This is a genomic window from Cupriavidus sp. HE11, from assembly GCF_056097175.1.
In genome coordinates, this window is the sequence record NZ_CP184464.1 from 2,387,641 (window position 1) to 2,414,595 (window position 26,955).

Annotated in this window: 23 protein-coding genes; 21 read left to right on the forward strand and 2 right to left on the reverse strand. The window is 65.8% G+C overall.

From position 1 onward, the window contains the following. Positions 1–23: 23 nt before the first annotated feature. The 13 genes from ACOABP_RS11080 (at position 24) to ACOABP_RS11140 (ending at position 13,916) form a co-directional block, all read left to right on the forward strand. Positions 24–1,934, forward strand: coding sequence for an ABC transporter ATP-binding protein/permease (locus tag ACOABP_RS11080; protein ID WP_474225027.1), 1,911 nt, complete (start codon positions 24–26; stop codon positions 1,932–1,934). Positions 1,935–1,987: 53 nt separating this feature from the next. Then, positions 1,988–2,404, forward strand: a complete 417-nt coding sequence (locus ACOABP_RS11085) for a gamma-butyrobetaine hydroxylase family protein (protein ID WP_066739527.1) — start codon at positions 1,988–1,990, stop codon at positions 2,402–2,404. A 22-nt stretch (positions 2,405–2,426) separates the two neighbouring features. Beyond that, on the forward strand, positions 2,427–3,158 hold the full coding sequence (gene ubiE, locus ACOABP_RS11090) for a bifunctional demethylmenaquinone methyltransferase/2-methoxy-6-polyprenyl-1,4-benzoquinol methylase UbiE (RefSeq protein WP_474225028.1): 732 nt from the start codon (positions 2,427–2,429) through the stop codon (positions 3,156–3,158). 50 nt (positions 3,159–3,208) lie between these two features. Continuing rightward, positions 3,209–4,207, forward strand: a complete 999-nt coding sequence (locus tag ACOABP_RS11095) for a Tim44 domain-containing protein (protein WP_474225029.1) — start codon at positions 3,209–3,211, stop codon at positions 4,205–4,207. 116 nt (positions 4,208–4,323) lie between these two features. Next, positions 4,324–5,001 carry a ubiquinone biosynthesis accessory factor UbiJ gene (locus tag ACOABP_RS11100; protein WP_474225030.1) on the forward strand — a complete coding sequence of 226 codons (678 nt, stop codon included), beginning with the start codon at positions 4,324–4,326 and terminating at the stop codon, positions 4,999–5,001. A gap of 57 nt (positions 5,002–5,058) precedes the next feature. Beyond that, entirely contained in the window at positions 5,059–6,636 is a 1,578-nt protein-coding gene (gene ubiB / locus ACOABP_RS11105) for a ubiquinone biosynthesis regulatory protein kinase UbiB (protein ID WP_474225031.1), read from the forward strand. A 276-nt stretch (positions 6,637–6,912) separates the two neighbouring features. After that, a complete protein-coding gene (locus ACOABP_RS11110) occupies positions 6,913–8,349 on the forward strand; it encodes a high affinity choline transporter 1 (protein WP_474225032.1) in 1,437 nt (478 codons plus the stop codon). 196 nt (positions 8,350–8,545) lie between these two features. Then, on the forward strand, positions 8,546–8,854 hold the full coding sequence (locus ACOABP_RS11115) for an FmdB family zinc ribbon protein (RefSeq protein ID WP_474225033.1): 309 nt from the start codon (positions 8,546–8,548) through the stop codon (positions 8,852–8,854). 14 nt (positions 8,855–8,868) lie between these two features. Beyond that, on the forward strand, positions 8,869–9,564 hold the full coding sequence (locus tag ACOABP_RS11120; protein WP_474225034.1) for a DUF502 domain-containing protein: 696 nt from the start codon (positions 8,869–8,871) through the stop codon (positions 9,562–9,564). 47 nt (positions 9,565–9,611) lie between these two features. After that, positions 9,612–11,420, forward strand: coding sequence for an aspartate--tRNA ligase (gene aspS / locus ACOABP_RS11125; protein ID WP_474225035.1), 1,809 nt, complete (start codon positions 9,612–9,614; stop codon positions 11,418–11,420). A gap of 204 nt (positions 11,421–11,624) precedes the next feature. After that, a complete protein-coding gene (locus ACOABP_RS11130; RefSeq protein WP_474227815.1) occupies positions 11,625–12,590 on the forward strand; it encodes a hypothetical protein in 966 nt (321 codons plus the stop codon). 85 nt (positions 12,591–12,675) lie between these two features. Next, positions 12,676–13,164: a dihydroneopterin triphosphate diphosphatase gene (gene nudB, locus ACOABP_RS11135; protein WP_474225036.1), complete on the forward strand. Its 489-nt coding sequence runs from the start codon at positions 12,676–12,678 to the stop codon at positions 13,162–13,164. Further along, on the forward strand, positions 13,161–13,916 hold the full coding sequence (locus ACOABP_RS11140) for an endonuclease/exonuclease/phosphatase family protein (protein ID WP_474225037.1): 756 nt from the start codon (positions 13,161–13,163) through the stop codon (positions 13,914–13,916). The genes nudB and ACOABP_RS11140 overlap by 4 nt, the downstream gene beginning before the upstream one ends. A 54-nt stretch (positions 13,917–13,970) precedes the next feature. Here ACOABP_RS11140 and mobB read toward each other — a convergent pair whose 3' ends face one another. Further along, on the reverse strand, positions 13,971–14,483 hold the full coding sequence (gene mobB / locus ACOABP_RS11145; protein WP_474225039.1) for a molybdopterin-guanine dinucleotide biosynthesis protein B: 513 nt from the start codon (positions 14,481–14,483) through the stop codon (positions 13,971–13,973). 93 nt (positions 14,484–14,576) lie between these two features. On the opposite strand from mobB, the gene clsB reads away from it, so the two are divergent. The 7 genes from clsB to ACOABP_RS11180 all read left to right on the forward strand — a co-directional run bounded on the left by clsB (position 14,577) and on the right by ACOABP_RS11180 (position 24,440). Continuing rightward, positions 14,577–15,968 (forward strand): cardiolipin synthase ClsB, encoded by a 1,392-nt coding sequence (clsB, locus tag ACOABP_RS11150; RefSeq protein ID WP_474225041.1) that lies wholly within the window; start codon positions 14,577–14,579, stop codon positions 15,966–15,968. Between the two features lie 387 nt (positions 15,969–16,355). After that, positions 16,356–16,946: a TetR/AcrR family transcriptional regulator gene (locus tag ACOABP_RS11155; protein WP_066739514.1), complete on the forward strand. Its 591-nt coding sequence runs from the start codon at positions 16,356–16,358 to the stop codon at positions 16,944–16,946. A 90-nt stretch (positions 16,947–17,036) separates the two neighbouring features. Beyond that, complete coding sequence (locus ACOABP_RS11160; RefSeq protein WP_066739513.1) at positions 17,037–18,824, forward strand: acyl-CoA dehydrogenase C-terminal domain-containing protein; 1,788 nt, start codon at positions 17,037–17,039, stop codon at positions 18,822–18,824. 85 nt (positions 18,825–18,909) lie between these two features. After that, positions 18,910–21,336, forward strand: a complete 2,427-nt coding sequence (locus ACOABP_RS11165) for a 3-hydroxyacyl-CoA dehydrogenase/enoyl-CoA hydratase family protein (RefSeq protein ID WP_474225042.1) — start codon at positions 18,910–18,912, stop codon at positions 21,334–21,336. 20 nt (positions 21,337–21,356) lie between these two features. Further along, positions 21,357–22,556, forward strand: a complete 1,200-nt coding sequence (locus tag ACOABP_RS11170) for an acetyl-CoA C-acyltransferase (protein WP_474227816.1) — start codon at positions 21,357–21,359, stop codon at positions 22,554–22,556. Positions 22,557–22,671: 115 nt separating this feature from the next. Continuing rightward, entirely contained in the window at positions 22,672–23,628 is a 957-nt protein-coding gene (locus ACOABP_RS11175) for a DegV family protein (RefSeq protein ID WP_474225043.1), read from the forward strand. Between the two features lie 35 nt (positions 23,629–23,663). Then, on the forward strand, positions 23,664–24,440 hold the full coding sequence (locus tag ACOABP_RS11180; RefSeq protein ID WP_474225044.1) for an enoyl-CoA hydratase: 777 nt from the start codon (positions 23,664–23,666) through the stop codon (positions 24,438–24,440). 60 nt (positions 24,441–24,500) lie between these two features. Here the strand turns inward: ACOABP_RS11180 and ACOABP_RS11185 are convergent, their stop codons facing one another. After that, entirely contained in the window at positions 24,501–24,902 is a 402-nt protein-coding gene (locus ACOABP_RS11185; RefSeq protein ID WP_066739509.1) for an acyl-CoA thioesterase, read from the reverse strand. Between the two features lie 113 nt (positions 24,903–25,015). Between ACOABP_RS11185 and ACOABP_RS11190 the strand changes: the two genes are divergently transcribed. Beyond that, the gene (locus tag ACOABP_RS11190) at positions 25,016–26,908 is read left to right on the forward strand and encodes an ABCB family ABC transporter ATP-binding protein/permease (RefSeq protein ID WP_474225045.1); all 1,893 of its coding nucleotides are present in this window, start codon (positions 25,016–25,018) and stop codon (positions 26,906–26,908) included. Positions 26,909–26,955 lie beyond the last annotated feature (47 nt).

Here is a 26,955-nt window from a genome sequence, read left to right on the forward strand (position 1 = left end):
GCGGCGGGCCAACCGCTGGCGCCATGTCTTCCACACCGTCGTCCGTTATCGTGCCCGGTCCTGCCGTACCCGCCGAGGCCCTCAAGAACCAGAGCCGGCTGCGCCTGGCGGCCACCTGGGCCCTGATCAAGCCGTACTGGGGTTCGGAAGACCGCAAGGCCGGCCTGGGGCTGCTGACGCTGGTCGTGGCGCTGAACCTCGGCATCGTCTATATCAACGTGCTGCTCAACGAGTGGAACCGCGTGTTCTACAACGCCATCGAGCAGCGCGATTTCGTCTCGTTCAAGGCCCTGCTGCTGCGTTTTTCGTGGATCGCCGCCTGCTTCATCGTGCTGGCGATCTCGCGCCAGTACTACCAGATGATGCTGCAGATGCGCTGGCGCACGTGGATGACCGGCACCTTCATGCAGCGCTGGCTTGGGCACCAGGCGTACTACCGCATCGAGCAGACCCATTCGACCGACAACCCCGACCAGCGGCTGGCCGATGACCTGCGCCAGTTCACCGACGGCGCGCTGACGCTGTCGATGGGCCTGCTCAATTCGGCGGTGACGCTGGTGTCGTTCATCGGCATCCTGTGGGTGGTGTCCGGTCCGATCACGCTGGCATTGGGCGGTACCGACCTGACGATCCCCGGCTATATGGTCTGGTTTGCCATCGGCTATGCGGTGGTGGGCTCGCTGATTGCCCACTTCGTGGGGCGGCCGCTGATCGGCCTGTCGTTCCAGCAGGAACAGTACGAGGCAAACTTCCGTTTCATGCTGGTGCGACTGCGCGAAAACAGCGAACCGGTGGCGCTGTATCGCGGCGAGCCGACCGAGCAGGCCGGCCTGCGGGCGCGTTTCGAGCGGATCCGGGCGAACTGGAACCAGCTCATGCGCTACACGCGGCGCCTGACCTTCGTGAACTCCGGCTACGGCCAGTTCGCGATCATCTTCCCGTTGCTGGTGGCCGCGCCGCGCTACTTCTCGGGCAAGCTCACGCTGGGCGGCCTGATGCAGATCAATTCGGCGTTCGGCCAGGTGCAGGGCGCGCTGTCGTGGTTTGTCGACAGCTATTCGACGCTGGTGGGCTGGAAGGCCGCCGCCAACCGTCTGATCGATTTCCAGGACGCCATGCGCGTGGCCGAGCGCCAGGACCTGACGCATGAAGGCCCGGGCGATATCGAGGTGGTGCAGTCCGCCAACCCGTCCGAGGGCGATATCTCGGTCAGCGGGCTGGCTCTGGCGCTGCCGGTGCGCGGCGGGCTCGATGTGGACGCGGAAGGGGTCGATCCCGACAGCCATCCGGGCCAGCGTCCGCTGGTGGCGCCGTTCTCGCTGTCGATCGCGCCGGGCGAACGCTGGCTGGTACATGGCCCGTCAGGCTGCGGCAAGAGCGTGCTGTTCCGCGCGCTGGCCGGCATCTGGCCGTATGGCAGCGGGCGCATCACGGTGCCGCACCGCCGCATGCTGTTCCTGCCGCAGCGCAGCTACCTGCCGATCGGCACGCTGGCCGACGCGCTGTCGTACCCCGACGCCGGTAACAGCCATTCGCGCGAAACACTGGCGGCCGTGCTGCGCAAGGCGCGGCTGGGCATGCTGACCAGGCACCTGGACGTATTCGACAACTGGTCGCTGCGGCTGTCGCCCGGCGAGCAGCAGCGCCTGGCCTTTGCCCGGGCCTTGCTGCAGAAGCCCGACTACCTGTTCCTGGACGAGGCCACCAGCGCGCTGGACGAGGAAACCGAGCGCGCGATGTACCAGCTGATGGTGGACGAACTGCCCGGCGCCGCCATCGTCAGCATCGCGCACCGCAGCACCGTGGCCGCCTTCCACGGCCGGCGCCTGCGCTACGTGCCGGTGGCCCGGGGCGGCGACGAGAGCGGCGGCGGCCCGCGGGATGGGCAAGGCGAGGGGGGTGGAGTAAGCTATCGGGTCGTACAAGACGCATGACGGCGCCGCTGTAACGGCCCACCGGGCCGGTGCGGGCGCCGCGACCTTACATCATGGCTGGCCTGGACAAAGACACTCCCCACCCCACCGCGCTGACGGTCCACACGCAGTCGCGTGTGCTGGAAATCGGCTTCGACAACGGCCGAACCTGGCGGCTGCCGTTCGAGCTGCTGCGCGTATACTCGCCTTCCGCCGAAGTCCAGGGCCACGGCCCTGGCCAGGAAACGCTGCAGACCGGCAAGCGCCATGTGGGCATCGCCGCAGTGGAGCCGGTTGGCAACTACGCGATCCAGATCCGTTTCGACGATGGTCACGACACGGGCATCTACACGTGGGAACTGCTGTATCGCCTGGGCGACCAGCAGGACACGCTGTGGGACGGCTACCTGAAGCGGCTGGAAGCCGCCGGGCTGGACCGCGATGCGCCGATGCCGGCGGCCGGCGGCCACGCATGCGGCCATCATCACTGAATCAAGTACCTGGAGTCTGAGAATGAGCGAAACCCACTTCGGGTTCGACAAGGTCGACGAATCGGAAAAGGCCGGCAAGGTTGCCGGCGTGTTCCACTCGGTGGCCAGCAAATACGATGTGATGAACGACCTGATGTCCGGTGGCATGCACCGCGTCTGGAAGATGTTCACGATCGCCCAGGCCAATGTGCGGCCGGGCCACAAGGTGCTGGACATCGCCGGCGGCACGGGCGACCTTTCCAAGGCCTTCGCGAAACAGGCCGGCCCGAAGGGCGAAGTCTGGCTGACCGATATCAACGAGTCGATGCTGCGCGTGGGCCGCGACCGCCTGCTGGACAAGGGCATCGTCACGCCGGTGGCGCTGTGCGACGCCGAGAAGATCCCGTTCCCGGACAATTACTTCGACCTGGTGACGGTGGCCTTCGGCCTGCGCAACATGACGCACAAGGACCGCGCCCTGGCCGAGATGCGCCGCGTGGTCAAGCCGGGCGGCAAGGTGATGGTGCTGGAGTTCTCCAAGGTCTGGAAGCCGCTCGAGAAAATGTACGACGTCTATTCTTTCAAGGTGCTCCCCTGGCTGGGCGAACGCGTGGCTGGGGATGCCCCGAGCTATCGCTATCTCGCAGAATCGATCAGAATGCATCCAGACCAGGGTTCACTTGTACGCTTGATGGAACAAGTTGGGCTCGAACAAGTCGAATACTTCAACCTGACGGCCGGAGTCGTGGCGCTCCACGTCGGGAGAAAGTACTAATTCGCCATGTTCGGCCGCTAATGGCCGAAAATGACAGGGGAAAAGCTCAAATGTCTTCTTTTCGTGGAAAATTCCTGGCGGCCGCGCTGATGGTGACGGTAGCCATGGGGGCAGCGCTCGACGCCAACGCAAAACGCCTCGGCGGTTCGCGCAGCGTGGGCAAACAATCGTCCAGCGTGACGCAGCAACGTCAGGCCACGCCGCCGCAACAGAATGCGCCGGCCCAGCAACAGCCCGCGCAGCAGCAGGCAGCCCCGGCAACGGCCGGCGCTGCAGGTGGCGCAGCGGCTGCGGCGCCGAAGCGTAACTGGGGTGGCATGCTCGGCGGCCTGGCGGCCGGTCTGGGCCTGGGCTACCTGCTGTCGCACTTCGGCCTTGGTGGCGCGGCGGCCAGCTTCCTGGCCAACGTGATCATGATCGCCGTGATCGCGATGATCGCCCTGTGGCTGTTCCGGAAGTTCCGTGGCGGTTCGGCCCGTTCGCAGACGCCGGCTTACGCCGGCATGGGCGGCAACGGCAACAGCTCGCCGTTCGGCGGCGCGGCCCGCAACGCCGAGCCGACGCTGCGCCAGGCCGAACCGGTGCAGCCGGCCAGCTACAACGGCGCGGCAGCCAATCCGGTCATGGGCGGCGCGGCTGCCGGTGCAGCCGCTGCGGCAGTGCAGCAGCCGTGGGGCGTGCCGGCCGACTTCGACACCGAAGCCTTCCTGCGCAACGCCAAGGTCCACTACGTGCGCCTGCAGGCCGCGTGGGACGCCGGCAACCTGGACGACATCCGCGAATTCACCACGCCGGAAATGTTCGCCGAGATCAAGATGGACCTGTCCGAGCGCGGCGAGTCGGTCAACAAGACCGACGTGGTTACGCTGGATGCCCAGCTGCTCGGCATCGAGAACACGCCGGCCCAGCACATTGCCAGCGTGCGCTTCTCGGGCATGATCCGCGAGAACACCGGCGACGCGGCGCAGCCGTTCGGCGAGGTCTGGAACCTGGCCAAGTCGACGTCCGGCGGCGGCTGGCTGCTGGCCGGTATCCAGCAGGAATCCTGAGCGCCGTGTCCGCCGCCGCATGGATGACATGAAGCGGCGGCCGAGTAGCTTAGAATAGAGGCCCACGTACGCGTGGGCCTTTTTTTGTTGGGCAGACCTGCCCGGAACCGGACGCCATGAACGCCTTGCCGACACCCCTGGCCGCGCCGATCGTCGCCGCACTGAATCACCTGATCGAACAGGAGCCCTGGGCCTGCGGCCTGCTGGCGCCGTTTGCCAGCCGCGTCATCCGGTTCGACGCCGCGGCGTTCGCGCTGTCCCTGCGGATCACGGAGCAGGGCGGTATCGAGCAGGCGGCCGAAGCCGATACGCCCGCCGTGACGCTGCTTGTGCCGTTGCAGCAATGGCCGCTGGTGGTGGCCGACGTGGCCGAGGGCGGCCAGGCCGCCGCCATGCGCCATGTGCGGATCGATGGCGATGCGGAACTGGCCAATGCGGTGTCGACGCTGGCGCGCAACCTGCGCTGGGATGCGGCCGAAGACCTGTCGCGTGCCCTGCGTGGCGTGATGGGTGGCCCGGTCAGCGACAGCGTGGCCCAGCGCATGGTGGACGGTGCGCGCCAGGTGCATGAAAGCGCCACGCGCGTGGGCCGGGCGCTGCTCGACAATGTGACCGAATACCTGCTCGACGAACAGCCGACCCTGGTGCGCCATGCCGCGCTGGAGGGGTTTGGCACCGACGTGGCGCGTGTGCGGGATGACCTGGCGCGGCTGGAAAAGCGCCTGGAACGCCTGGAACGCTCGGGTCGACAGGGGGAGGGGGCTTCGGGCCAGCTTCCGTCGGCCCATCGTTGATCGCCATGTCACTCTCCGCTGCCGCATCGCGCGGCGCAGTCTTCTGAAAATCCCCGCATGACCCGCCTGCTGCGTCTCTGCAAGATTGTCTTCGTCATCCTGTATTACGGGCTCGACGAGCTAGTGCTGTCCGGCTTCAAGAGCCGGCGCATCAAGTTCCTGGTGCGCGTGATCACCATTGGCCGCAAGCTGGAACAGCCCCGCGGCGAACGGCTGCGCCTGGCGCTGACGGCCCTGGGGCCGATCTTCGTCAAGTTTGGCCAGGTGCTGTCCACCCGCCGCGACCTGATGCCGCCCGATATCGCCGACGAACTGGCGAAGCTGCAGGACCAGGTGCCCCCGTTTGACTCCGCAGTGGCGGTGAAGATCGTCGAGAAATCGCTGGGCCGGCCGCTGACGACGCTGTTCGAGAACTTCGAGCACCAGCCTGTAGCCAGTGCGTCGATTGCGCAGGTGCACTTCGCCACGCTGCGCGGCGGCCCGAACCATGGCCGCGAGGTGGCCGTGAAGGTGCTGCGCCCGGGCATGCTGCCCGTGATCGACAGCGACCTGGCGCTGATGCGCGACATGGCCACATGGCTGGAGCGCGTGTGGGTCGATGGCCGCCGCCTGAAGCCGCGCGAGGTGGTGGCCGAGTTCGACAAGTACCTGCATGACGAACTGGACCTGATGATCGAGGCGGCCAATGCCAGCCAGCTGCGCCGCAACTTTGCCGACAGCGACCTGCTCTGCGTGCCGGAGGTGTTCTGGGACTGGTGTACCAGCAGCGTCTTCACGATGGAGCGCATGCACGGCATCCCGATCTCGCGTACCGAATCGCTGAAGGCCGCCGGCGTCGACATGCACAAGCTGGCCGAGGAAGGCGTGGAAATCTTCTTCACGCAGGTGTTCCGCGACGGCTTCTTCCATGCCGACATGCACCCGGGCAACATCCTGGTGTCGGTGCAGCCCGAGACGTTTGGCCGGTATATCGCGCTGGACTTCGGCATCGTCGGCGCGCTGTCCGAGTTCGACAAGAACTACCTGGCGCAGAACTTCATTGCCTTCTTCCGCCGCGACTACCACCGCGTGGCGCTGCTGCACGTGGAATCGGGCTGGGTGCCGCCCGAGACACGTGTCGAGGAGCTGGAATCGGCCGTGCGCGCGTGCTGCGAGCCCTATTTCGACAAGCCGCTGCGCGAAATCTCGCTGGGCATGGTGCTGATGCGCCTGTTCCAGACGTCGCGCCGGTTCAACGTCGAAATCCAGCCGCAACTGGTGCTGCTGCAGAAGACCCTGCTCAATATCGAAGGCCTGGGCCGCCAGCTCGACCCCGATCTGGACCTCTGGAAGACCGCCAAGCCGTTCCTGGAGCGCTGGATGTACGAGCAGGTCGGCTGGCAGGGTGCCTGGGAGCGCGTCAAGGTCGAAGCCCCGCTATGGGCCAAGATGCTGCCCGACTTCCCGCGCCTGGCGCATCAGTTCCTGGAGCGCCGCGCGCTGCTGAACAACGGCGAGCAGGAGCGCCTGCTGACCCAACTGGTGCACGAACAGCGCCGTACCAACCGCCGGCTCTCCACCGCGCTGATGCTGATGGGCGGCTTCCTGGCGGGCATCGTGATCGTCCAGGCGCTGGCCTGGGCGGGCTACTGGTAACCCTGCGCCAGGAACCGTGCGCCCCACGCTGCACCGTGCCGGTGCGAGTGTGGGGATTTGACCGCGCCCCGGGGAATTTTTTTCGTCCCGGGGAGTCTGCGTCGCTATAATCCGCGGTTTGATTCGGCTACGACCGCCTATGCCCGTCCCGGGCGCCCGCGGCCCCGACCGATGAATTGGACTCCGGGCGGAGTCAGCCTGGCGCTCCAGGCATCCGGCCGGCATTCGGTTTTTCGCCACCAGGGCATTTCTGGCTATTTGGGATAGGGCAGCGGCATGCTGATCTGGTTCGTCATCATCTATTGGGTTATCTCGGTCGGCATCGGCCTGTGGGCGGCACTGCGCGTCAAGGGCACCGCCGACTTCGCCGTCGCGGGCCGCAGCCTGCCGTTCTACATCGTCACCGCCACGGTTTTCGCCACATGGTTCGGCTCCGAAACCGTGCTCGGCATCCCCGCCGTGTTCCTCAAGGAAGGCCTGTCGGGCGTGGTGTCCGATCCCTTCGGTTCGTCGCTCTGCCTGATCCTCGTAGGCCTGTTTTTCGCCCGGCCGCTGTACCGGATGAACCTGCTGACGATCGGCGACTACTACCACAACCGCTACGGCCGGCTGGCCGAAGTGCTGACCACGCTGTGCATCGTCGTGTCGTACCTGGGCTGGGTGGCGGCGCAGATCAAGGCGCTGGGCCTGGTGTTCTATACGGTGTCGGACGGCGCGCTGTCGCAGGAGGCCGGCATGATGATCGGCGCGGCCAGCGTGCTGGTCTATACGCTGTTCGGCGGCATGTGGTCGGTGGCCGTGACCGACTTCATCCAGATGATCATCATCGTGATCGGCATGCTCTATATCGGCTACGAGGTCAGCGGCCAGGCTGGCGGCGTGACCGCCGTGGTGTCGCATGCCGCGGCGGCCGGCAAGTTCGAGTTCCTGCCGTCGCTGGACTTCGTGCAGATCATCGGGTTTGCGGCGGCGCTGTTTACGATGATGCTTGGCTCGATTCCGCAGCAGGACGTGTTCCAGCGCGTGACGTCGTCCAGGACCGAACAGATCGCCGGCCGCGCGTCGGTGCTGGGCGGCGTGCTGTACTTCTTCTTCGCGTTCATCCCGATGTTCCTGGCCTACTCGGCCACGCTGATCGATCCGCAGATGGTCGAGAAGTACATCAATTCGGATTCGCAACTGATCCTGCCGCAACTGATCCTGAACCACGCGCCGATGTTCGCGCAGGTGATGTTCTTCGGCGCGCTGCTGTCGGCCATCAAGAGCTGCGCATCGGCCACGCTGCTGGCGCCGTCGGTGACCTTCGCGGAGAACATCCTGCGTCCGTATTTCCGCCATTTGAGCGACAAGCAGTTCCTGCGCGTGATGCAGGCCGTGGTGCTGGTCTTCACCACGCTGGTGACCCTGTTCGCGCTGAATTCGCACCTGTCGATCTTCCATATGGTGGAAAACGCCTACAAGGTGACGCTGGTGTCGGCGTTCGTGCCGCTGGCCTTCGGCCTGTTCTGGAAGCCGGCCACGCGCCAGGGCGGCCTGCTGGCCATCGTGCTTGGCCTGGCCTCGTGGCTGACCTGCGAGGTAGCCTTTGCCGGGGCCACCGTGCCGCCACAGATGGTGGGTCTGATGTTCTCGATCAGTGGCATGGTGTTCGGGTCGCTGCTGCCGCAATGGATCAGCGACCGGCCGCCTGTCCGTGAAGTGCATATTGCTTAACTTTTGAGCGCCAGGGCGAAATCGTGACGATTACGCCCCCGAAAGCCCCCATTTCCCGCCGGTAGACGCCTCGCCGACGGTTTATAATCCAAGGCTTTGCATCGCCGCGCGGGTATATTTTCGTGCGCCGGCCCTTGTCGATCGGACGGGGCGCTGCCATCTACCCGCTTTACGTTTCAGATTCCACAAAAGAACCATGCCGATCTATGCCTACCGTTGCGACGCCTGCGGCCACGGGCGCGATGTGCTGCAGAAGATGAGCGACGCCCCGCTCACGGACTGCCCATCCTGCGGCACCGCCGGAACCTTCAAGAAGCAGCTGACCGCAGCCGGCTTCCAGCTCAAGGGTTCGGGCTGGTACGTGACCGATTTCCGTGGTGGCAGCGGCGGCACCAGCGCGCCGGCCTCTTCGGCTGCATCGGCTGCCCCGGCAGGCGATAGCGCCCCGGCTGCTCCGGCCGCCGCGCCGGCGGCACCGGCCACGCCGGCCGCCAGCAGCAACTGAGCGCCAGGCAAGCCGTGGCTACCAAGAAAACGTCCGCCATCAAGACCTGGTTCCTGACCGGTCTGCTTGTGCTCGTGCCGCTGGGCATCACGCTGTGGGTGCTCAACCTGATCATCGGCACGATGGACCAGAGCATGGCGCTGCTGCCGCTGGCGTGGCAGCCCGAGAACATCTTCGGGCGCCGCATCCCGGGGCTGGGCGCCATCCTGACCCTGTTGTTCATCCTGCTGGTGGGCGTGCTGACGCACAACTTCATCGGCCAGCGCCTGGTGCGCTGGTGGGAAGCGCTGCTGGGCCATATCCCGGTGGTGGGCCCGATCTATACCAGCGTCAAGCAGGTGTCGGACACGCTGCTGTCGTCGTCGGGCAACGCGTTCCGCAAGGCGCTGCTGGTGCAGTATCCGCGTGAAGGGTCGTGGACGATCGCGTTTCTGACCGGGCGTCCGGGCGGAGACGTGCAGAATCACCTGCAAGGCGAATACGTGAGCGTGTACGTGCCGACGACGCCGAACCCGACTTCCGGCTTCTTCCTGATGATGCCGAAGGCGGACACCATCGAGCTCGACATGACTGTCGACGCGGCGCTGAAGTACATCGTGTCGATGGGCGTGGTGGCGCCGACCGACCTGCCGCGCCGCGCCCACGGCGATGCCCGCGCGGACGAAGCCGTGCTGGTTGCCGACGAAGTCGCCGACACCCATACCAACTGATTTGCGCGCGGCTGCCTGGCGGCCGCGCATTACAGGGACTCTCTCCTATGTCTTCCATGCGTACACATTACTGCGGTCTGGTGACCGAACAACTGATCGGCCAGGAAGTGGCCCTGACGGGCTGGGTGCAGCGCCGTCGCGACCATGGCGGCGTGATCTTCGTCGACCTGCGCGACCGTGAAGGCCTGGTGCAGGTGGTGTGCGATCCGGATCGCCCGGAGATGTTCAAGGCGGCGGAAGAGATCCGCAACGAATTCTGCATCCGCGTGGTGGGCAAGGTGCGCCCGCGTCCGGCCGGCACCGAGAACAGCAACCTGACCTCGGGCAAGATCGAGGTGCTGTGCCATGAGCTGACCGTGCTGAACCCGTCGGTCACGCCTCCGTTCCAGCTGGACGACGACAACCTGTCGGAAACCACGCGCCTCACGCACCGCGTGCTGGACCTGCGCCGTCCGCAGATGCAATACAACCTGCGCCTGCGCTACAAGGTGGCCATGGAAGTGCGCAAGTACCTGGACGCACAGGGCTTCATCGACATCGAGACCCCGATGCTGGGCAAGAGCACGCCGGAAGGCGCACGCGACTACCTGGTGCCGTCGCGCGTGAACCCGGGCCACTTCTTCGCGCTGCCGCAGTCGCCGCAGATCTTCAAGCAGATGCTGATGGTGTCGGGCTTCGACCGCTACTACCAGATCACCAAGTGCTTCCGTGACGAGGACCTGCGCGCCGACCGCCAGCCCGAATTCACCCAGATCGACTGCGAAACGTCGTTCCTGACCGAACAGGAGATCCGTGACCTGTTCGAGGACATGATGCGCACCGTGTTCAAGAACGCGATCGACGTGGACCTGGTCTCCAAGTTCCCGGTGATGGAATTCCGCGAAGCCATGGCCCGCTTTGGCTCGGACAAGCCCGACCTGCGCGTCAAGCTGGAATTCACCGAACTGACCGACGTCATGAAGGACGTCGACTTCAAGGTGTTCTCGGGTCCGGCCAACAGCGACAACGGTCGTGTGGTGGGCCTGCGCGTACCGGGCGGCAGCGCCATCTCGCGCGGCGAAATCGATGCCTACACGCAGTTCGTGGCGATCTACGGCGCCAAGGGCCTGGCCTGGATCAAGGTCAACGAAGTGGCAAAGGGCCGTGACGGCCTGCAGTCGCCGATCGTGAAGAACCTGCACGACGCCTCGATTGCCGAGATCCTGAAGCGCACCGAAGCCAAGGACGGCGACATCATCTTCTTTGGCGCCGACAAGGCCAAGGTGGTGAACGACGCCATCGGCGCGCTGCGCCTGAAGATCGGCCATTCGGAATTCGGCAAGAGCACCGGCCTGTTCGAGGACACCTGGAAGCCGCTGTGGGTGATCGACTTCCCGATGTTCGAGTACGACGAGGAAGATGCCCGCTGGGTCGCCATGCACCACCCGTTCACGAGCCCGAAGGACGAGCACCTGCAGTATCTGGAAACGGATCCGGGCAAGTGCATCGCCAAGGCCTACGACATGGTGCTGAACGGCTGGGAAATGGGTGGCGGCTCGGTCCGTATCTACCGCGAGGATGTGCAGAGCAAGGTGTTCCGCGCGCTGAAGATCGGCGACGAGGAGGCACGCGCCAAGTTCGGTTACCTGCTCGACGCACTGCAATATGGTGCGCCGCCGCACGGTGGCCTGGCCTTCGGTCTGGACCGTATCGTGACGATGATGGCCGGTGCCGATTCGATCCGCGACGTGATCGCGTTCCCGAAGACCCAGCGTGCCCAGGATCTGCTGACCCAGGCTCCGAGCTCGGTCGACGAGAAGCAACTGCGCGAACTGCATATCCGCCTGCGCGCGCAAGAGCCGAAGACCACGGCCTGATCGCCCCGACCTGCCGCCGGATCATTCCGGTTACGGCACAAAAAGCCGCGCGCAAGCGCGGCTTTTTTGTTTCCGGCGCAAGGATGCGTTTCCATTTGTTACCACCCGGAACGAAGGCACCCCGGACGCTGTCTTTCTGCCTGATGCGCGCGAAGCTGGCCCACCCGAAAGGCCGGTCGTGACGTGGGAGGACAACACCAGATGCTGCAACTCGATACGGAAACAATCCGGGCCTTCGTACTGGCCCACGCGGAAACCATCCTGACCTGGCTGGTGGCCGGGCTGCTCATGATGCTGCTGGCGCGCTTCGAACTGCGCCGCGCGGTGCGCAAGTCGGCCCAGGCCATGTCGGAATCGGTGGCGACCACGGTGGCTGCCTGCGTGCCCGATATCGCCCATGCCGTGCAGAACGCGCAGCCGCTGTCGGACTACTCCCAGCCCGTCCAGGGCGAGGGCCCCGTGGCAGCGCAGCGTGCCGAGGCCCTGCGCAAGCTGGCGCTCGATACCGTGGCAACCGTCATGGCCCGCGGCCGCTGGCTTGAGGACCTTGGCAACCTGCGGCTGGCCGAAGATGCGCTGCTTTCTGGCCGGCGCGCCGGTGGCGCCGACCCGCTGCTCGTGGTGGCGCCCCAGCCCGTGGTGCAGGCCTACCTGACCGCCCAGCGCACGTTTGACGACGAGGCAACACGCCTGCAGACCCATCGGCGCGAGGCGCTCCGGCTGCAGGAAGCGTTGCAGCAGGTGACCGCCGAGGCAGCCCATGTCGAGCAGGAAACGGCCAGCATCGTGCTGCGCTTCGAACAGGTCAATGCGCAGGCCGCGCAGGGTGTGGAGGCGGGCGACTACCAGCGCTTCCTGATCCAGAAATACAACCAGCTTGGCATGCGCGAGAAGGAAATCGGCCAGGAACGCGCGCAACTGGCCGCACAGGTGCGTGAAAGCACCGATGCGCTGGCCGAACACGCCCATGTGGCAGCGCAGCGCTACACCCAGGCGCTGGCGCCGCTGATGCAGCAACTGCGCGCCGCCTGGGGCCATGGCGATTCGCCCGAGGTTTTCGATACATGGCTGGGCGGCATGCCCGGCACGGGGCCGGACGGCGTTGCCAGCCCGGTTCCCGGCGGGCACTACCTGACGCCTCGCGGGCAGGGCGAGCAGACTGCCGCCTGATTCCACATCGCGGTATTCAGACAGCGGAGGACGCCGAAGCTGGCGCCGCTGCGCTATGCTTGGGGTCTGTTGCTTCCACCGCCCCATGCGCTACAAGATTCCCGAATCGGTGCTGGTCGTCATTCATACGCCAGACCTGCAAGTCCTGTTGATCGAGCGCGCCGACCGGCCAGGTTTCTGGCAATCGGTGACGGGCAGCCTCGATGCCGAAGACGAGCCGCTGGCGGCCACCGCCGCCCGCGAGGTCGCCGAGGAAACCGGCATCGTTGCCAGCCGCTACCAGTTGACCGACTGGCGGCATACGATCGACTACGAAATCTACCCCCAGTGGCGTCATCGCTATGCCCCCGGCATCACCCGGAACACCGAGCACTGGTTCGGCCTGTGCGTGCCCGAGCCCTTGCCGGTGACGCTGGCGCCGCGTGAACACCTGCAGTTCGAATGGCTGCCCTGGCAGGCGGCTGCCGAGAGCTGCTTTTCGAGCAGCAATGCCGAGGCGGTGCGCCAGCTGGCGTGGCGCATGGCCGGCGCGCAGCGCGTGGAGGCCGGGGCCGCACGGGGAGAGGCGCGATGAGGCTGCGCGTCGTGACCTACAACATCCACAAGGGCGTGAAGGGTTTCACGGGCAAGCCGCGTATCCAGAGCGTGCGCACGGGCCTGCAGTCGATGGATGCCGATATCGTGTTCCTGCAGGAAGTGCAGGACCGCAACGACCGCCTGATCGCCGCCGAGCTGTTCGACCCCGATCACACCCAGCTCAACTACCTGGCCACCGACGCCTATCCGCATTCGGTCTACGGGCGCAACGCGGTGTATGAGCACGGGCACCATGGCAATGCGATCCTGTCGCGGCATCCAATCCTGATGTCGGAAAATCTTGATATTTCGGATCACCGCTTCGAGCAGCGCGGCCTGCTGCATGCGGTGGCGGATATCAACGGCGTTGAGGCGCACCTGATCTGCGTGCATTTCGGGCTGTTCGCGCGCAGCCGGGTGCGGCAGGCCAGCGCGCTGGTGGAGCGCGTGCGGTCGGTGGTGCCCGACCATGCGCCGCTGGTCATCGCCGGCGACTTCAACGACTGGAACCACAAGCTCGATACCCGCATCTGCAACACGCTCAATGCCGTGGAATCGGCGCACGCCAAGAACGGGCGCATCCATACCTTTCCGAGCCATATGCCGTGGTGGCAGCTCGACCGCATTTATGTGCGCGGCTTCGATATCGAACGGACGCAGGCGCTGACCGGCCGCGAGTGGGCCCAGCGCTCGGATCACGTGCCGCTGATGGCCGAACTGGCCCATCGCGTGGCAATTCCGGAAGCGTAAGGCGGCAAGGGGAAAGGCGGCGAAGGGCCCGCCCGGGGCCCTCCGGGTCTGGTGTCAGTGCGACGCCAGATAGTCGCGGATCCAGCGGTAGATCGCGTCCGCGTCGGCCAGGTCGATCACAGGCAGCGTGGTCTGCCCGGCCACCTCGCCCATCGCATCGGTGGCTACGGCCACCACGCCCGGCACTTCGGTCCAGAGCGGCGCCTTGCCGTTGGCGGGCCGGTAGATTTCCAGCTTGGGGAAATCGCTCCATTTGTAGCCCTCGACCATCACCAGATCGGTGTCGGGCGGCAGTACGGCCAGGGCTTCGCCAATTTCCGGAGACGGCTTGTCTTCCGGGTAATGACGCATCAGCGTCAGATGCCGGGCGCCCACCAGCACCACGTTTTCGCAACCGCCCTGGCGCATGCGCCACGAATCCTTGCCAGGTGTATCCGGATCGAAACCGTGGTGCGTGTGCTTGATGCCGGCGACGCGCAGGCCGTCGGCCACGAAGCGGGGGATCAACTGGTCCAGCAACGTCGTCTTGCCGCTGCCCGAAGAACCGGCGATACCGAATACCTTCACAATGCTTTCCCTGTTGGGCGTCACAATGTCCCGACAATAGCAGAGTTCGGCCGGGCCATGTGCAGGAGCCGCCCGTTGGTCGATAATCGAGCCATGTCACGGATCTACGATCGCGCCGAACCCGAATTGCCACGCACCCCCGATGCGCCCGATGCCGGCCCGGCCGATGCCGCGCCATCGGCACCGTCCGCGCCGCAGGCGTCTGCGCCCGGCCTGCCCGGGTCCGTCCATGAATTGCGCACCGCCGGGGCCCAGGCAAAGGCCAGGCTGATGCACTGGGTGCGCCGGCGCGGCAGTCCGGTACCCGGCAACCTCGTCGACCTGCTGCGCAACGGCCAGGAGTTCTTTCCGGCGCTGATCTCGGCCATCGACGCGGCGCAGGGGCACGTGGTGGTCGAGACCTATATCTACGCCGACGATGACGTGGGCGCGCGGGTTGGCGATGCGCTCGTCGCCGCCGCCCGGCGCGGTGTCGATGTCCGGATGGTGGTCGACGGGTTTGGTGCCGGCGACATGCCCGCAGCGCTGCTGGACCGCCTGCGTGCCGGTGGCGTCAATGTGGAGATCTACCGGCCGCTGCGCGGCTTCAAGTTTGCGCGGCGCCACCTGCGGCGGCTCCATCGCAAGATTGCCGTGGTCGACGGCAAGGTGGCCTTCGTGGGCGGCATCAATATCATCGACGACCACAATCACGGCCCGATGGACCTGCCGGAACTGGGGCCGCGCTACGACTTCGCGGTGCGCGTGCGCGGGCCGCTGGTGGCGCAGATTGCGCTGGCGTCGGCCCGGCTCTGGTTCCGCATCGCACAACGGCGCGGCCTGCGCGAAACCGCGAATGCGTTTGCCGAGGTGGAACTGCTGACGCGTGGCGCACGGCAGGCACGTGGCGACGTCCAGCCCCACGGTGTGCCCGCCGCCTTGCTGCTGCGCGACAACCTGCGCAATCGCCGCACCATCGAACGGGAATACCTCTACGCGCTGGGCTCCGCCCGCCGCGACGTGATCCTGGCGAACGCCTACTTCCTGCCCGGCCACAAGATGCGCCGGGCCCTGCTGGCCTGCCGCGAGCGCGGCGTACGCGTGCGGCTGCTGCTACAGGGCATGGTGGAATACCGGCTTCAGCATTACGCCACCCACGCCCTCTACGCGCGGCTGCTGGAGGCGGGCGTGGAGATCTACGAGTACGAGGAAAGCTTCCTGCATGCCAAGGTGGCGGTGGTCGACGATACGTGGGCCACGGTGGGGTCCAGCAACATGGACCCCTTCAGCCTGCTGCTGGCGCGCGAGGCCAACGTGGCGGTCTATGACGCCACATTTACCGATACGCTGCGCGCCCGGCTGGAGCGGGCCATGGACCACCGCAGCGCACGTGTGATGCCGGAGGTGCACGCCCGGCTGCCGCGTTTGCGGCGCTTTGCCAATTGGGCCGCCTACTACGTGTTGCGTCTCGGCGTCGTCATCGCCGGGGTGACGGGACGCTACTGAGGCGCCGCCAGGGCGTCACACGGTAACATGGTGCCTTGCCGCAGGACGACCCCAGCCGGTTGCGCGCATCCGGCGATCCGATGCGGTTTTTAAGCCGTTGCTGCAATGCGCTGCAACGCGCCCCCATGCCGGCCCCACCGGCACCGCGTGTTTAGAAACACGGGTCTAATTAAATACTTGATGCCAGTCGGCCTCGCCAGAATAATCTGAACGACCGTTCTTTTTTGGCTTAGACTTCGTGCATTTGCGATGGCAGTCAGCTGTCGCGGCGCCTGCCGAAAGCAGCGTCAAGCCAGGAAACAGCATCCGCGGGATGCTGCAGAGAACGGAGAGAAAACCATGCGACACCAGTCAGTTCGTCTTGAATCCGCCGCCGCGCCCACGCCCTTGCGAAAGGGTGAGATGACGCGCGTGGCGATTCTCGATGCCGCACTGGAACTGTCGTCCCGCGACGGGCTGGAAGGGCTGACCATCGGCCTGCTCGCGGAACGCATGCAGATGAGCAAGAGCGGCGTGTTCGCGCATTTTGGTTCGCGCGAAGACCTGCAGGTGGAAGTGGTGCGCGAGTATCACCGGCGGTTCGAGCAGGAGGTGTTCTACCCCTCGCTGCAGGAGCCGCGCGGTCTGCCTCGCCTGTGGTCGATGGTGCGACGCTGGATGGAAAAGCGCATCCAGGAAGTGACCACGGGCTGCATCTACATCAGCGGGGCAGTCGAGTACGACGACCGCGCGGAAAGCCCGGTGCGTGACGAGCTGGTAAAGAGCGTCACGATCTGGCGGGCCGCGCTGTTGCGCGCGATCGACCAGGCCAGGGAAGAGGGGCACCTGCGCGCGGATTGCGATCCGCGCCTGATGCTGTTCGAAATGTACAGCCTTGAACTAGGCTTGCATCACGACGCCCGATTTCTGCGCCTGCCGGACAGTGCCGAACTTGCCATGGTCGCGCTCAACAAACTGATTCAGTCTTACCGTACCTGAGCCGCCCCCGGGCAACGGTCGCACGCGTCCCCTCCAGGGCGTGCGGCATGCGCGTGTGGCGGCACTAAGCAAACCTCCAAGGAGTCTTTGATGGGCCAGTACACCGCACCGTTGCGCGACATGCAGTTCGTGCTCCATGAACTGCTCGGCGCAGAAGCCGAACTCAAGGCGATGCCGCAACACGCGGACATCGACGCGGACACCATCAACCAGGTTATCGAAGAAGCCGGCAAGTTCTGCGCGGACGTGGTGTTCCCGCTGAACCAGCCCGGCGACCGCGAAGGCTGCACCTACGTCGGCGACGGCGTGGTGCGCGCCCCGAAGGGCTTCAAGGAAGCCTACCAGCAGTACGTCGAGGCCGGCTGGCCTGCGCTGGCGTGTGATCCCGAATTCGGCGGCCAAGGCCTGCCCATCATCGTCAACAACGCGCTGTACGAGATGCTGAACTCGGCCGGCCAGGCCTGGACGATGTACCCGGGCCTGTCGCACGGTGCCTACGAGGCGCTGCACGCGCACGGCACGCCGGAACTGAAGCAGGCCTACCTGCCCAAGCTGGTGTCGGGCGTGTGGACCGGCACGATGTGCCTGACCGAGCCTCACTGCGGCACCGACCTGGGCATCCTGCGCTCGAAGGCCGAACCGCAGGCCGACGGCTCGTACGCCATCACCGGCACCAAGATCTTCATCTCGGCGGGCGAACACGACCTGGCCGAGAACATCATCCACCTGGTACTGGCACGCCTGCCGGACGCCCCGCAAGGCACCAAGGGCATCTCGCTGTTCGTCGTACCGAAGTTCATTCCCGATGCCAGTGGCAACCCGGGCGAGCGCAACGGCATCAAGTGCGGCTCGATCGAGCACAAGATGGGCATCCACGGCAACGCTACCTGCGTGATGAACCTGGACGGCGCCCGTGGCTGGCTGGTGGGCGAGGCCAACAAGGGCCTGAACGCGATGTTCGTGATGATGAACGCGGCCCGCCTGGGCGTGGGCGCGCAGGGCCTGGGCCTGACCGAAGTGGCCTACCAGAACTCGCTGGCCTACGCCAAGGACCGCCTGCAGATGCGCGCGCTGACCGGCCCCAAGGCGCCCGAGAAGGCAGCCGACCCGATCATCGTGCATCCGGACGTGCGCCGTATGCTGCTGACGCAGAAGGCCTACGTCGAAGGCGGCCGCGCATTCAGCTACTGGACCGCGCTGCAGATCGACCGCGAACTGTCGCACCCGGACGAGTCCGTGCGCAAGGAGGCTGCCGACCTGGTGGCCCTGCTGACTCCGGTGATCAAGGCTTTCCTGACCGACAACGCGTTCACGTCGACCAACGAAGGCATGCAGGTGTTTGGCGGCCACGGCTACATCTCTGAATGGGGCATGGAGCAGTACGTGCGCGACGCCCGCATCAACATGATCTACGAAGGCACCAACACGATCCAGTCGCTGGACCTGCTGGGCCGCAAGATCCTGGGCGACATGGGTGCCAAGCTGAAGGCATTCGGCAAGATCGTGCAGCAGTTCGTCGAGGAAGAGGGTACCAACGAAGCCATGCAGGAGTTCGTGAACCCGCTGGCCGACATCGGCGACAAGGTGCAGAAGCTCACGATGGAAATCGGCATGAAGGCGATGGGCAACCCCGACGAGGTGGGTGCCGCCGCCGTGCCGTACCTGCGCGTGGTGGGTCACCTGGTGTTCTCGTACTTCTGGGCCCGCATGGCGAAGATCGCGCTCGAGAAGCAGGACAGCGGCGACAAGTTCTACGTCAGCAAGCTGGCCACGGCGCGTTTCTACTTCGCCAAGCTGCTGCCGGAAACCGCTGCCGAGATCCGCAAGGCTCGTGCTGGTTCGGCCACGCTGATGGCGCTGGACGCCGACCTGTTCTGATCGTCAGGTAATGCGGAGGCGGTCGTCTGACCGCCTCCGGCCTCTCAGACTCTCTTCTCAAACGCTCACGACTCTAGGAGCGCGCATGTCCAATTTCATCGTCAAGAAGGTCGCCGTGCTGGGTGCCGGCGTCATGGGCGCGCAGATTGCCGCCCACCTGGTCAACGCCCGCGTGCCCGTGGTGCTGTTCGACCTGCCGGCCAAGGAAGGCCTCAAGAACGGCATCGCCACGCGTGCCATCGAAAACCTCAAGAAGCTGTCGCCGGCGCCGCTGGGCATCAAGGACGAAGCGGGCCTGATCCGCGCGGCCAACTACGAGGACGACATCGAACTGCTCAAGGAATGCGACGTGGTGATCGAGGCGATCGCCGAACGCATGGACTGGAAGCACGACCTCTACAAGAAGGTGGCGCCGCACCTGGCGCCCAACGCGATCTTCGCGACCAACACCTCGGGCCTGTCGATCACGTCACTGTCCGACGGCTTCGACGCCGACCTGAAGGCGCGCTTCTGCGGCGTGCACTTCTTCAATCCGCCGCGCTACATGCACCTGGTGGAGCTGATCCCGACCGCCACGACGAAGCCGGAGATCCTGGATCGCCTGGAAGCCTTCCTGACCACCACGCTCGGCAAGGGCGTGGTGCGTGCCAAGGACACGCCGAACTTCATCGCCAACCGCGTTGGCATCTTCTCGATCCTGGCCGTGTTCGCCGAGGCCGAGAAGTTCGGCATTCCGTTCGATATCGTCGACGACCTGACCGGCACCAGGCTGGGTCGCGCCAAGTCGGCCACGTTCCGCACCGCCGACGTGGTGGGCCTGGACACGATGGCGCATGTGATCAAGACCATGCAGGACGGCCTGGGCGGCGACCCGTTCGCGGCGGTCTACAAGACGCCGGCCGTGCTGAAGGGGCTGGTGGATGCGGGCGCGCTGGGCCAGAAGACCGGCGCCGGCTTCTACAGGAAGGAAGGCAAGGTCATCAAGGTGCTGGATGCCAAGACCGGCCAGTACGTGGATTCGGGCAAGAAGGCCGACGAGATCGTCGTGCGCATGCTCAAGAAGGACCCGGCCGAGCGCATCAAGTTGCTGCGTGAATCGACCAACCCGCAGGCACAGTTCCTGTGGGCCGTGTTCCGCGACGTGTTCCAGTACATCGCCGTGTACCTGGAGCAGATCGCCGGCTCGGCTGCCGATATCGACCTGGCGATCCGCTGGGGCTTTGGCTGGAACTCGGGCCCGTTCGAGGACTGGCAGGCCGCCGGCTGGACGCAGGTGGCGCAGTGGGTCAAGGAAGATATCGAGGCGGGCAAGACGCTGGCCAACGTGCCGCTGCCGGCCTGGGTGCTGCAGGGCCCCGTGGCCGACAACGGTGGCGTGCATTCGGCGCAAGGCTCCTGGTCGCCCGCGACCAGCAGCTTCGTCAGGCGTGCCGCGTTGCCGGTGTACGGGCGCCAGGTGTTCCGGGCCGCCATCAAGGGCACCGATGCCGCCGATCCGCGCCGCGCAGGCAAGACCATCGAAGAAAACGACGGTGCGCGCATCTGGACCAGCGAAGGCGCCGACGATGTGCTGGTCATCTCGTTCAAGAGCAAGATGAACACCATCGGCCCGGATGTGCTCGACACCATCGTGCGCGCCGTGGACCTGGCCGAAGCCGGATACAAGGGCCTGGTGGTATGGCAGCCGACTTCGCTGCAACTGGGTGCGCCGGGTGGTCCGTTCTCGGCCGGTGCCAACCTGGAAGCCGCCATGCCGGCCTTCATGATGGGCGGTGCCAAGGGCATCGAGCCGTTCGTGAAGAAGTTCCAGGACACCATGATGCGCGTGAAGTACGCGGCGGTGCCGGTGGTGCCGGCCGTGTCGGGTATCGCACTGGGCGGTGGCTGCGAGCTGATGCTGCATTCGGCGAAGCGCGTGGTGGCAATGGAAAGCTACGTGGGCCTGGTCGAAGTGGGTGTGGGCCTGGTGCCGGCCGGCGGCGGGCTGAAGGAAGCCGCGATTGCCGCGGCCAGGGCCGCGCAGGCTGCCGGCAGCACGAACTACCTGAACTTCGTCACCAACCGCTTCCAGGCGGCAGCCATGGCGAAGGTGTCGACGTCCGCGCTGGATGCGCAGAAGATCGGCTACGTGCAGCCGACCGACACCATCGTCTACAACGTCCACGAACTGCTGTACGTGGCGCAGAGCGAAGTGCGCGCGCTGGCTAACGCCGGCTATCGTGCGCCGCTGCCGGGCCAGCTGATTCCGGTGGCTGGCCGCTCGGGCATCGCCACGATCAAGGCGTCGCTGGTGAACATGCGCGACGGCAACTTCATCTCGGCGCACGACTTCCTGATCGCGTCGCGCATTGCCGAGGTAGTGTGCGGCGGCGACGTGGAGGCGGGCTCGCTGGTCAGCGAAGACTGGCTGCTGGCGCTGGAACGCAAGGCGTTCATCGACCTGCTGGGCAACGGCAAGACGCAGGAGCGCATCATGGGCATGCTGCAGTCGGGCAAGCCGGTGCGCAACTAATCCGCCAACGAGGAACCGACATCATGAAACAACTGCAAGACGCCTACATCGTTGCGGCTACCCGTTCGCCGATTGGCAAGGCCCCCAAGGGCGCGTTCAAGAACACCCGTCCCGACGACCTGCTGGCGTCGATCCTGAAGGCCGCCGTGGCCCAGGTGCCGGGCCTGGACCCGGCGCTGATCGAGGATGCGATCGTTGGCTGTGCGATTCCCGAAGCCCAGCAGGGCCTGAACGTGGCGCGTATCGGCGCGCTGCTGGCCGGCCTGCCCAATACCGTGGGCGGCATCACGGTGAACCGTTTCTGCGCCTCGGGCCTGTCGGCCGTGGCCATGGCGGCGGACCGCATCCGCGTGGGCGAGTCCGACGTGATGATTGCCGCCGGCGTGGAATCGATGAGCATGGTGCCGATGATGGGCAACTCGCCGTCGATGTCGCCGTCGATCTTCGAGCGCGACGAGAACGTGGGCATTGCGTACGGCATGGGCCTGACCGCCGAGAAGGTTGCCACGCAATGGAAGGTGAGCCGCGAAGACCAGGACGCTTTCTCGCTGGCTTCGCACCAGAAGGCCATCGCCGCGCAGCAGGCCGGCGAGTTCAACGACGAGATTACCCCGATTGAGGTAGTCGAGAAGTTTCCGGATCTCGCTACTGGTCAGGTCAGCGTCAAGACGCGTACTATCTCGCTGGACGAAGGTCCGCGCCCGGACACCTCGGTGGAAGGCCTGGGCAAGCTGCGCCCGGTGTTCGCCAACAAGGGCAGCGTGACGGCCGGCAACAGCTCGCAGACGTCGGATGGCGCCGGCGCGCTGATCCTGGTTTCCGAAAAGATCCTCAAGCAGTTCAACCTGGTGCCGCTGGCCCGCTTCGTATCGTTCGCGGTGCGTGGCGTGCCGCCGGAGATCATGGGGATCGGCCCGAAGGCCGCGATTCCGGCCGCGCTGAAGGCCGGTGGCCTGACGCAGGACCAGATCGAGTGGATCGAGCTGAACGAGGCGTTTGCCGCGCAGTCGCTGGCGGTGATGCGTGACCTGGAACTCGATCCGGCCCGCGTGAACCGCATGGGCGGCGCGATTGCACTGGGCCACCCGCTCGGTGCGACCGGTGCGATCCGTTCGGCCACGGTGGTGCACGCGCTGCGTCGCCACAACCTGAAGTACGGCATGGTCACCATGTGCGTGGGCACGGGCATGGGCGCCGCCGGAATCTTCGAGCGCGTCTGAACGCGCCGCAGGGACAGCCCGGGGGAGGGCTGTCCCAACCTTCGATCAGATGAAGAAATGTATGGACACGAAGATGCCAACACGTTGACGCACTGACCCGGAGGAGAACAACAATATGCAGGAGACCGCCATTCTGGCCGACGCGGCATGCGACATGCCGCGTTCGATGATGGACGCGCTGGGCGTCCGCACCATCCCGTTCCGCATCCGCGCCGGCGACCGCTTCGTGGTCGACACGCGCGACGAGGATGCGCTGCCGGACCTCTACCACCAGTACCTGGTGGGCAAGCAGGACCACTACGCCGAATCCATCCCGCTGCTCGAACGCGAGCTGGAAGACCATTTTCTGAAGAACGTGGTGGCCGGTTGCGACCGGGCCATCCTGCTGACCATTGCCAGCAGCCGCAGCAAGCTCTACGCGAATGCCACCGGCGCCGTGGTCGGCACGGTCGCGCGCAGCTTCAAGCTGCGCAAGGACGCCGGCCGCAGTGGCCTGTTCGACCTGACCGTGATCGATACGGGCGCGATCGGGCCTGGCCAGGCGCTGATCGTGCGCGAGGCCGCCCGCATGCTGGCCGATGGCGCCAGGGCCGCCGAGGTGGTCGACGCGGTGGAGAACCGCCTGCGCGATGCCGCGCACATGTTCCTGATCCCGGACGAACTGCTGTACATGTACACGCGCGCAAAGCACAAGGGCGAGAACAGCATCACGTGGAGCCGCTACATGCTGGGCAGCGCGTTCAATATCCGCCCGGTGATTCGCATGCACCGGGGCGAGACCGAGGCGATTGCCAAGGTGCGCGGCGCCGAGGACGGCGTGCGCCGCCTGCTGGGCCATGTGGAAGCCTGTATCCGGGCCAGGTGCCTGCTGACGCCTGCGGTGGCCGCCGCCTATGCAGGCGATCTGGACGAGGTGGAATCGTGGCCGGCGTGGCAGTCGCTGACCAGGACCGCCGCCAAGCATGGCGTGGAGCTGATGCTCGCGCCGATGAGCCTGACCGTCGCGCTCAACGTGGGCGCGGGCGCGTTCGGGCTCAGTTATCTTTCCGACATGCCGCCACCGTTCGTGTGAGCGGCAGTCTGCATCACGACCGAGACGAGGAAGACATGAGCATTGCCACCCGCATCGACCAGGGCATCCTGACCATTGGTTTCGATCGCATCGACAAGAAGAACGCCATCACCGCCGCCATGTACCAGACCATGGCCGACGCGCTGCGTGCCGCCGAGTCCGACAAGGCCGTGCGCGTGATCGTGATCGAGGGCAAGCCCGAGATCTTCACGGCCGGCAACGACCTGGAAGATTTCATGAAGCGCCCGCCGACGCAGGGCAACGACGGCGCCCAGCCGCCGGTGTTCCAGTTCCTGCACGCCATCAGCCATGCCAGCAAGCCCGTGGTGGCGTCGGTCAGCGGCGCGGCCGTGGGGATCGGCACCACGCTGCTGCTGCATTGCGACCTGGTCTACGCGTCGGAAACCGCCAGGCTGTCGCTGCCGTTCGCGCAGTTGGGCCTGTGCCCCGAGGCCGCATCGAGCCTGCTGCTGCCGCGCATGGTGGGCTACCAGCGCGCAGCCGAAAAGCTGCTGCTGGGCGAGGCGTTCAGCGCGCAGGAGGCCTTTGATATCGGGCTGGTGACGAAGGTGCTGCCGTTGGCCGAACTGTCGGACTACGTGCGCAAGCAGGCGGCCAGGCTGGCGGCGCTGCCGGCGTCGTCGCTGCGCGAGACCAAGCGGCTGATGAAGGGTGACGATGTGGCGGCCGTCGAGAAGAAAATGGCCGAGGAGGGCGAGGTGTTCCGCCGCATGCTGGTGGCGCCGGAAGCCAAGGAGGCATTTACGGCATTCTTCGAGAAGCGCAAGCCGGATTTCTCGAAGTTCGACTGAGATTTGCTGTCTCTCGGGTTTTTCCCCTCTCCCGCAGGCGCGAGAGGGGAATGAACCCAATCAGGCCGGCAACACCCGCGGTTGCCGGCTTTCGTCCGTCGCCACGTACGTCAGCGTGGCTTCCGTCACCTTGACGATCTCGTGGCTGTGGCGCATGCGTTGCGCGTAGACCTCGACGGACACCGTGATCGACGTGCGTCCCGTCTTGACGATATCCGCATAGAAGCTGACCAGGTCGCCCACGAACACCGGGTGCTTGAACAGGAACGAATTCACCGCCACCGTCGCCACGCGGCCCTGGGCGCGCTCCACGGCCGGGATCGAGCCGGCGATGTCGACCTGCGCCATGATCCAGCCGCCGAACACGTCGCCGTGCACGTTGGCGTCGGCGGGCATCGGTACCACGCGCAGGGCCGGGTTCTTGCCGGCCGGCAGTTCGGAGATGGGGGCGGAAGTGGACATGTCGGCGATCGATGAGAGCGGGAAATACGGGGAATTCATAGGGCATCAAGGCGGTAGTCTGCCGGACCTGGCGATCTCTGCGACAATCGCGGCATTGGCACGAATTCTAACGTATGCGCCGCTATTCCACGACCGCCGAGCCCGCCCCCACGGAGCCGGCCAATGCATTGTTCAAGGGCGCCGGTGCGCCCCGCAGCGACTGGCAGACCGTCCGCAACCTGCTGCCCTACGTCTGGCACTACAAGTGGCGCGTGATGCTGGCGCTGACCTGCCTGGTGGCCGCCAAGGTGGCCAACCTGGGCGTGCCGGTGCTGATGAAGAAGCTTGTCGACGCCATGAACATCAAGCCCGGCGACGCCACGGCGCTGCTGGTGGTGCCGGTGGGCCTGATCGTCGCCTACGGGGTGCTGCGGCTGTCGGGCTCGCTGTTCACCGAGTTGCGTGAGATCCTCTTTTCGAAGGTGACGCAGAGCGCGGTGCGGGAGATCGCCCTGCAGGTCTTCCGTCACCTGCATGCGCTGTCGCTGCGGTTCCACCTGGAGCGGCAGACTGGCGGCATGAGCCGCGACATCGAGCGCGGCACCCGTGGCATCCAGTCGCTGATCTCGTACTCGCTGTACAGCATCCTGCCGACCCTGGTGGAGATGTCGCTGGTCATCGGCTTCTTCTTCCTGCATTACGACATCTGGTTCGCGGCCATCACGCTGTGTGCGCTGGTGGGCTACATCACGTTCACGATCGTCGTGACCGAGTGGCGCACGCACTTCCGGCGCAAGATGAACGAGCTGGATTCGCGCGCCAACCAGAAGGCTATCGACTCGCTGCTGAACTTCGAGACGGTCAAGTACTTCGGCAACGAGGAATACGAGGCGCGCCGCTACGACGAGAACCTGCGCACCTACCGCACCGCCGCCATCCGCTCGCAGAACTCGCTGTCGTTCCTGAACTTCGGCCAGCAGGCGATCATCGCCACGGGCCTGATCCTGATCCTGTGGCGCGCCACCGTGGGCGTGGCGGCGGGCAAGCTTACGCTGGGCGACCTGGTGCTGGTCAACACGCTGATGATCCAGCTCTACATCCCGCTCAATTTCCTGGGCGTGATCTACCGCGAGATCAAGCAGGCCACCACCGACATGGATCGCATGTTCGTGCTGCTGGGCACCAACCAGGAGGTGGCCGACAACCCCGACGCCCCGGCGCTGCGCGTCAACGGCGCCGAGGTGCGGTTCCGCCACGTCGGCTTTGGCTACGAGTCGAATCGCGTGATCCTGCAAGATGTGGATTTCACGATTGCCGCCGGTACTACCACGGCCGTGGTCGGCCACAGCGGATCGGGCAAGTCCACGCTGGCCCGGCTGCTGTTCCGTTTCTACGATGTGACACAGGGCGACATCGAGGTGGACGGCCAGGATATCCGCCGCGTCCGCCAGTCGACGCTGCGCGCATCGATCGGCATCGTGCCGCAGGACACGGTGCTGTTCAACGACAGCATCTACTACAACATCGCCTACGGGCGGCCCGAGGCCTCGCGCGAAGAAGTCATCGCCGCCGCGCAAGCCGCCCAGATCGACCATTTCATCCGCGAGCTGCCGCAGGGCTACGACACGCCGGTGGGTGAGCGGGGGCTGAAGCTGTCGGGCGGCGAAAAGCAGCGCGTGGCCATTGCCCGCACGCTGCTGAAGAATCCGCCGATCCTGGTGTTCGACGAGGCCACCTCGGCGCTGGACTCGCGCACCGAGCAGGCCATCCAGGCCGAACTGATGCGGCTGGCCCAGAACCGCACCACGCTGCTGATCGCACACCGGCTGTCCACGGTCGTCCACGCGGACCAGATCCTGGTGATGGACCACGGCCGCATCGTCGAGCGCGGCACCCATGCCGACCTGATGCGCGCAAACGGCCGCTATGCCGAGATGTGGCAGATCCAGGCCCGCAATGCCGCGCAGGGCACGCCCGATGCCGATACCCGCGATATCGAGGTCGGCGACGCCACGCAGGACGCCTGACGATTGTCGACAATGGCTGTCGGCAACGCATGCCGACAGCGCGCCGC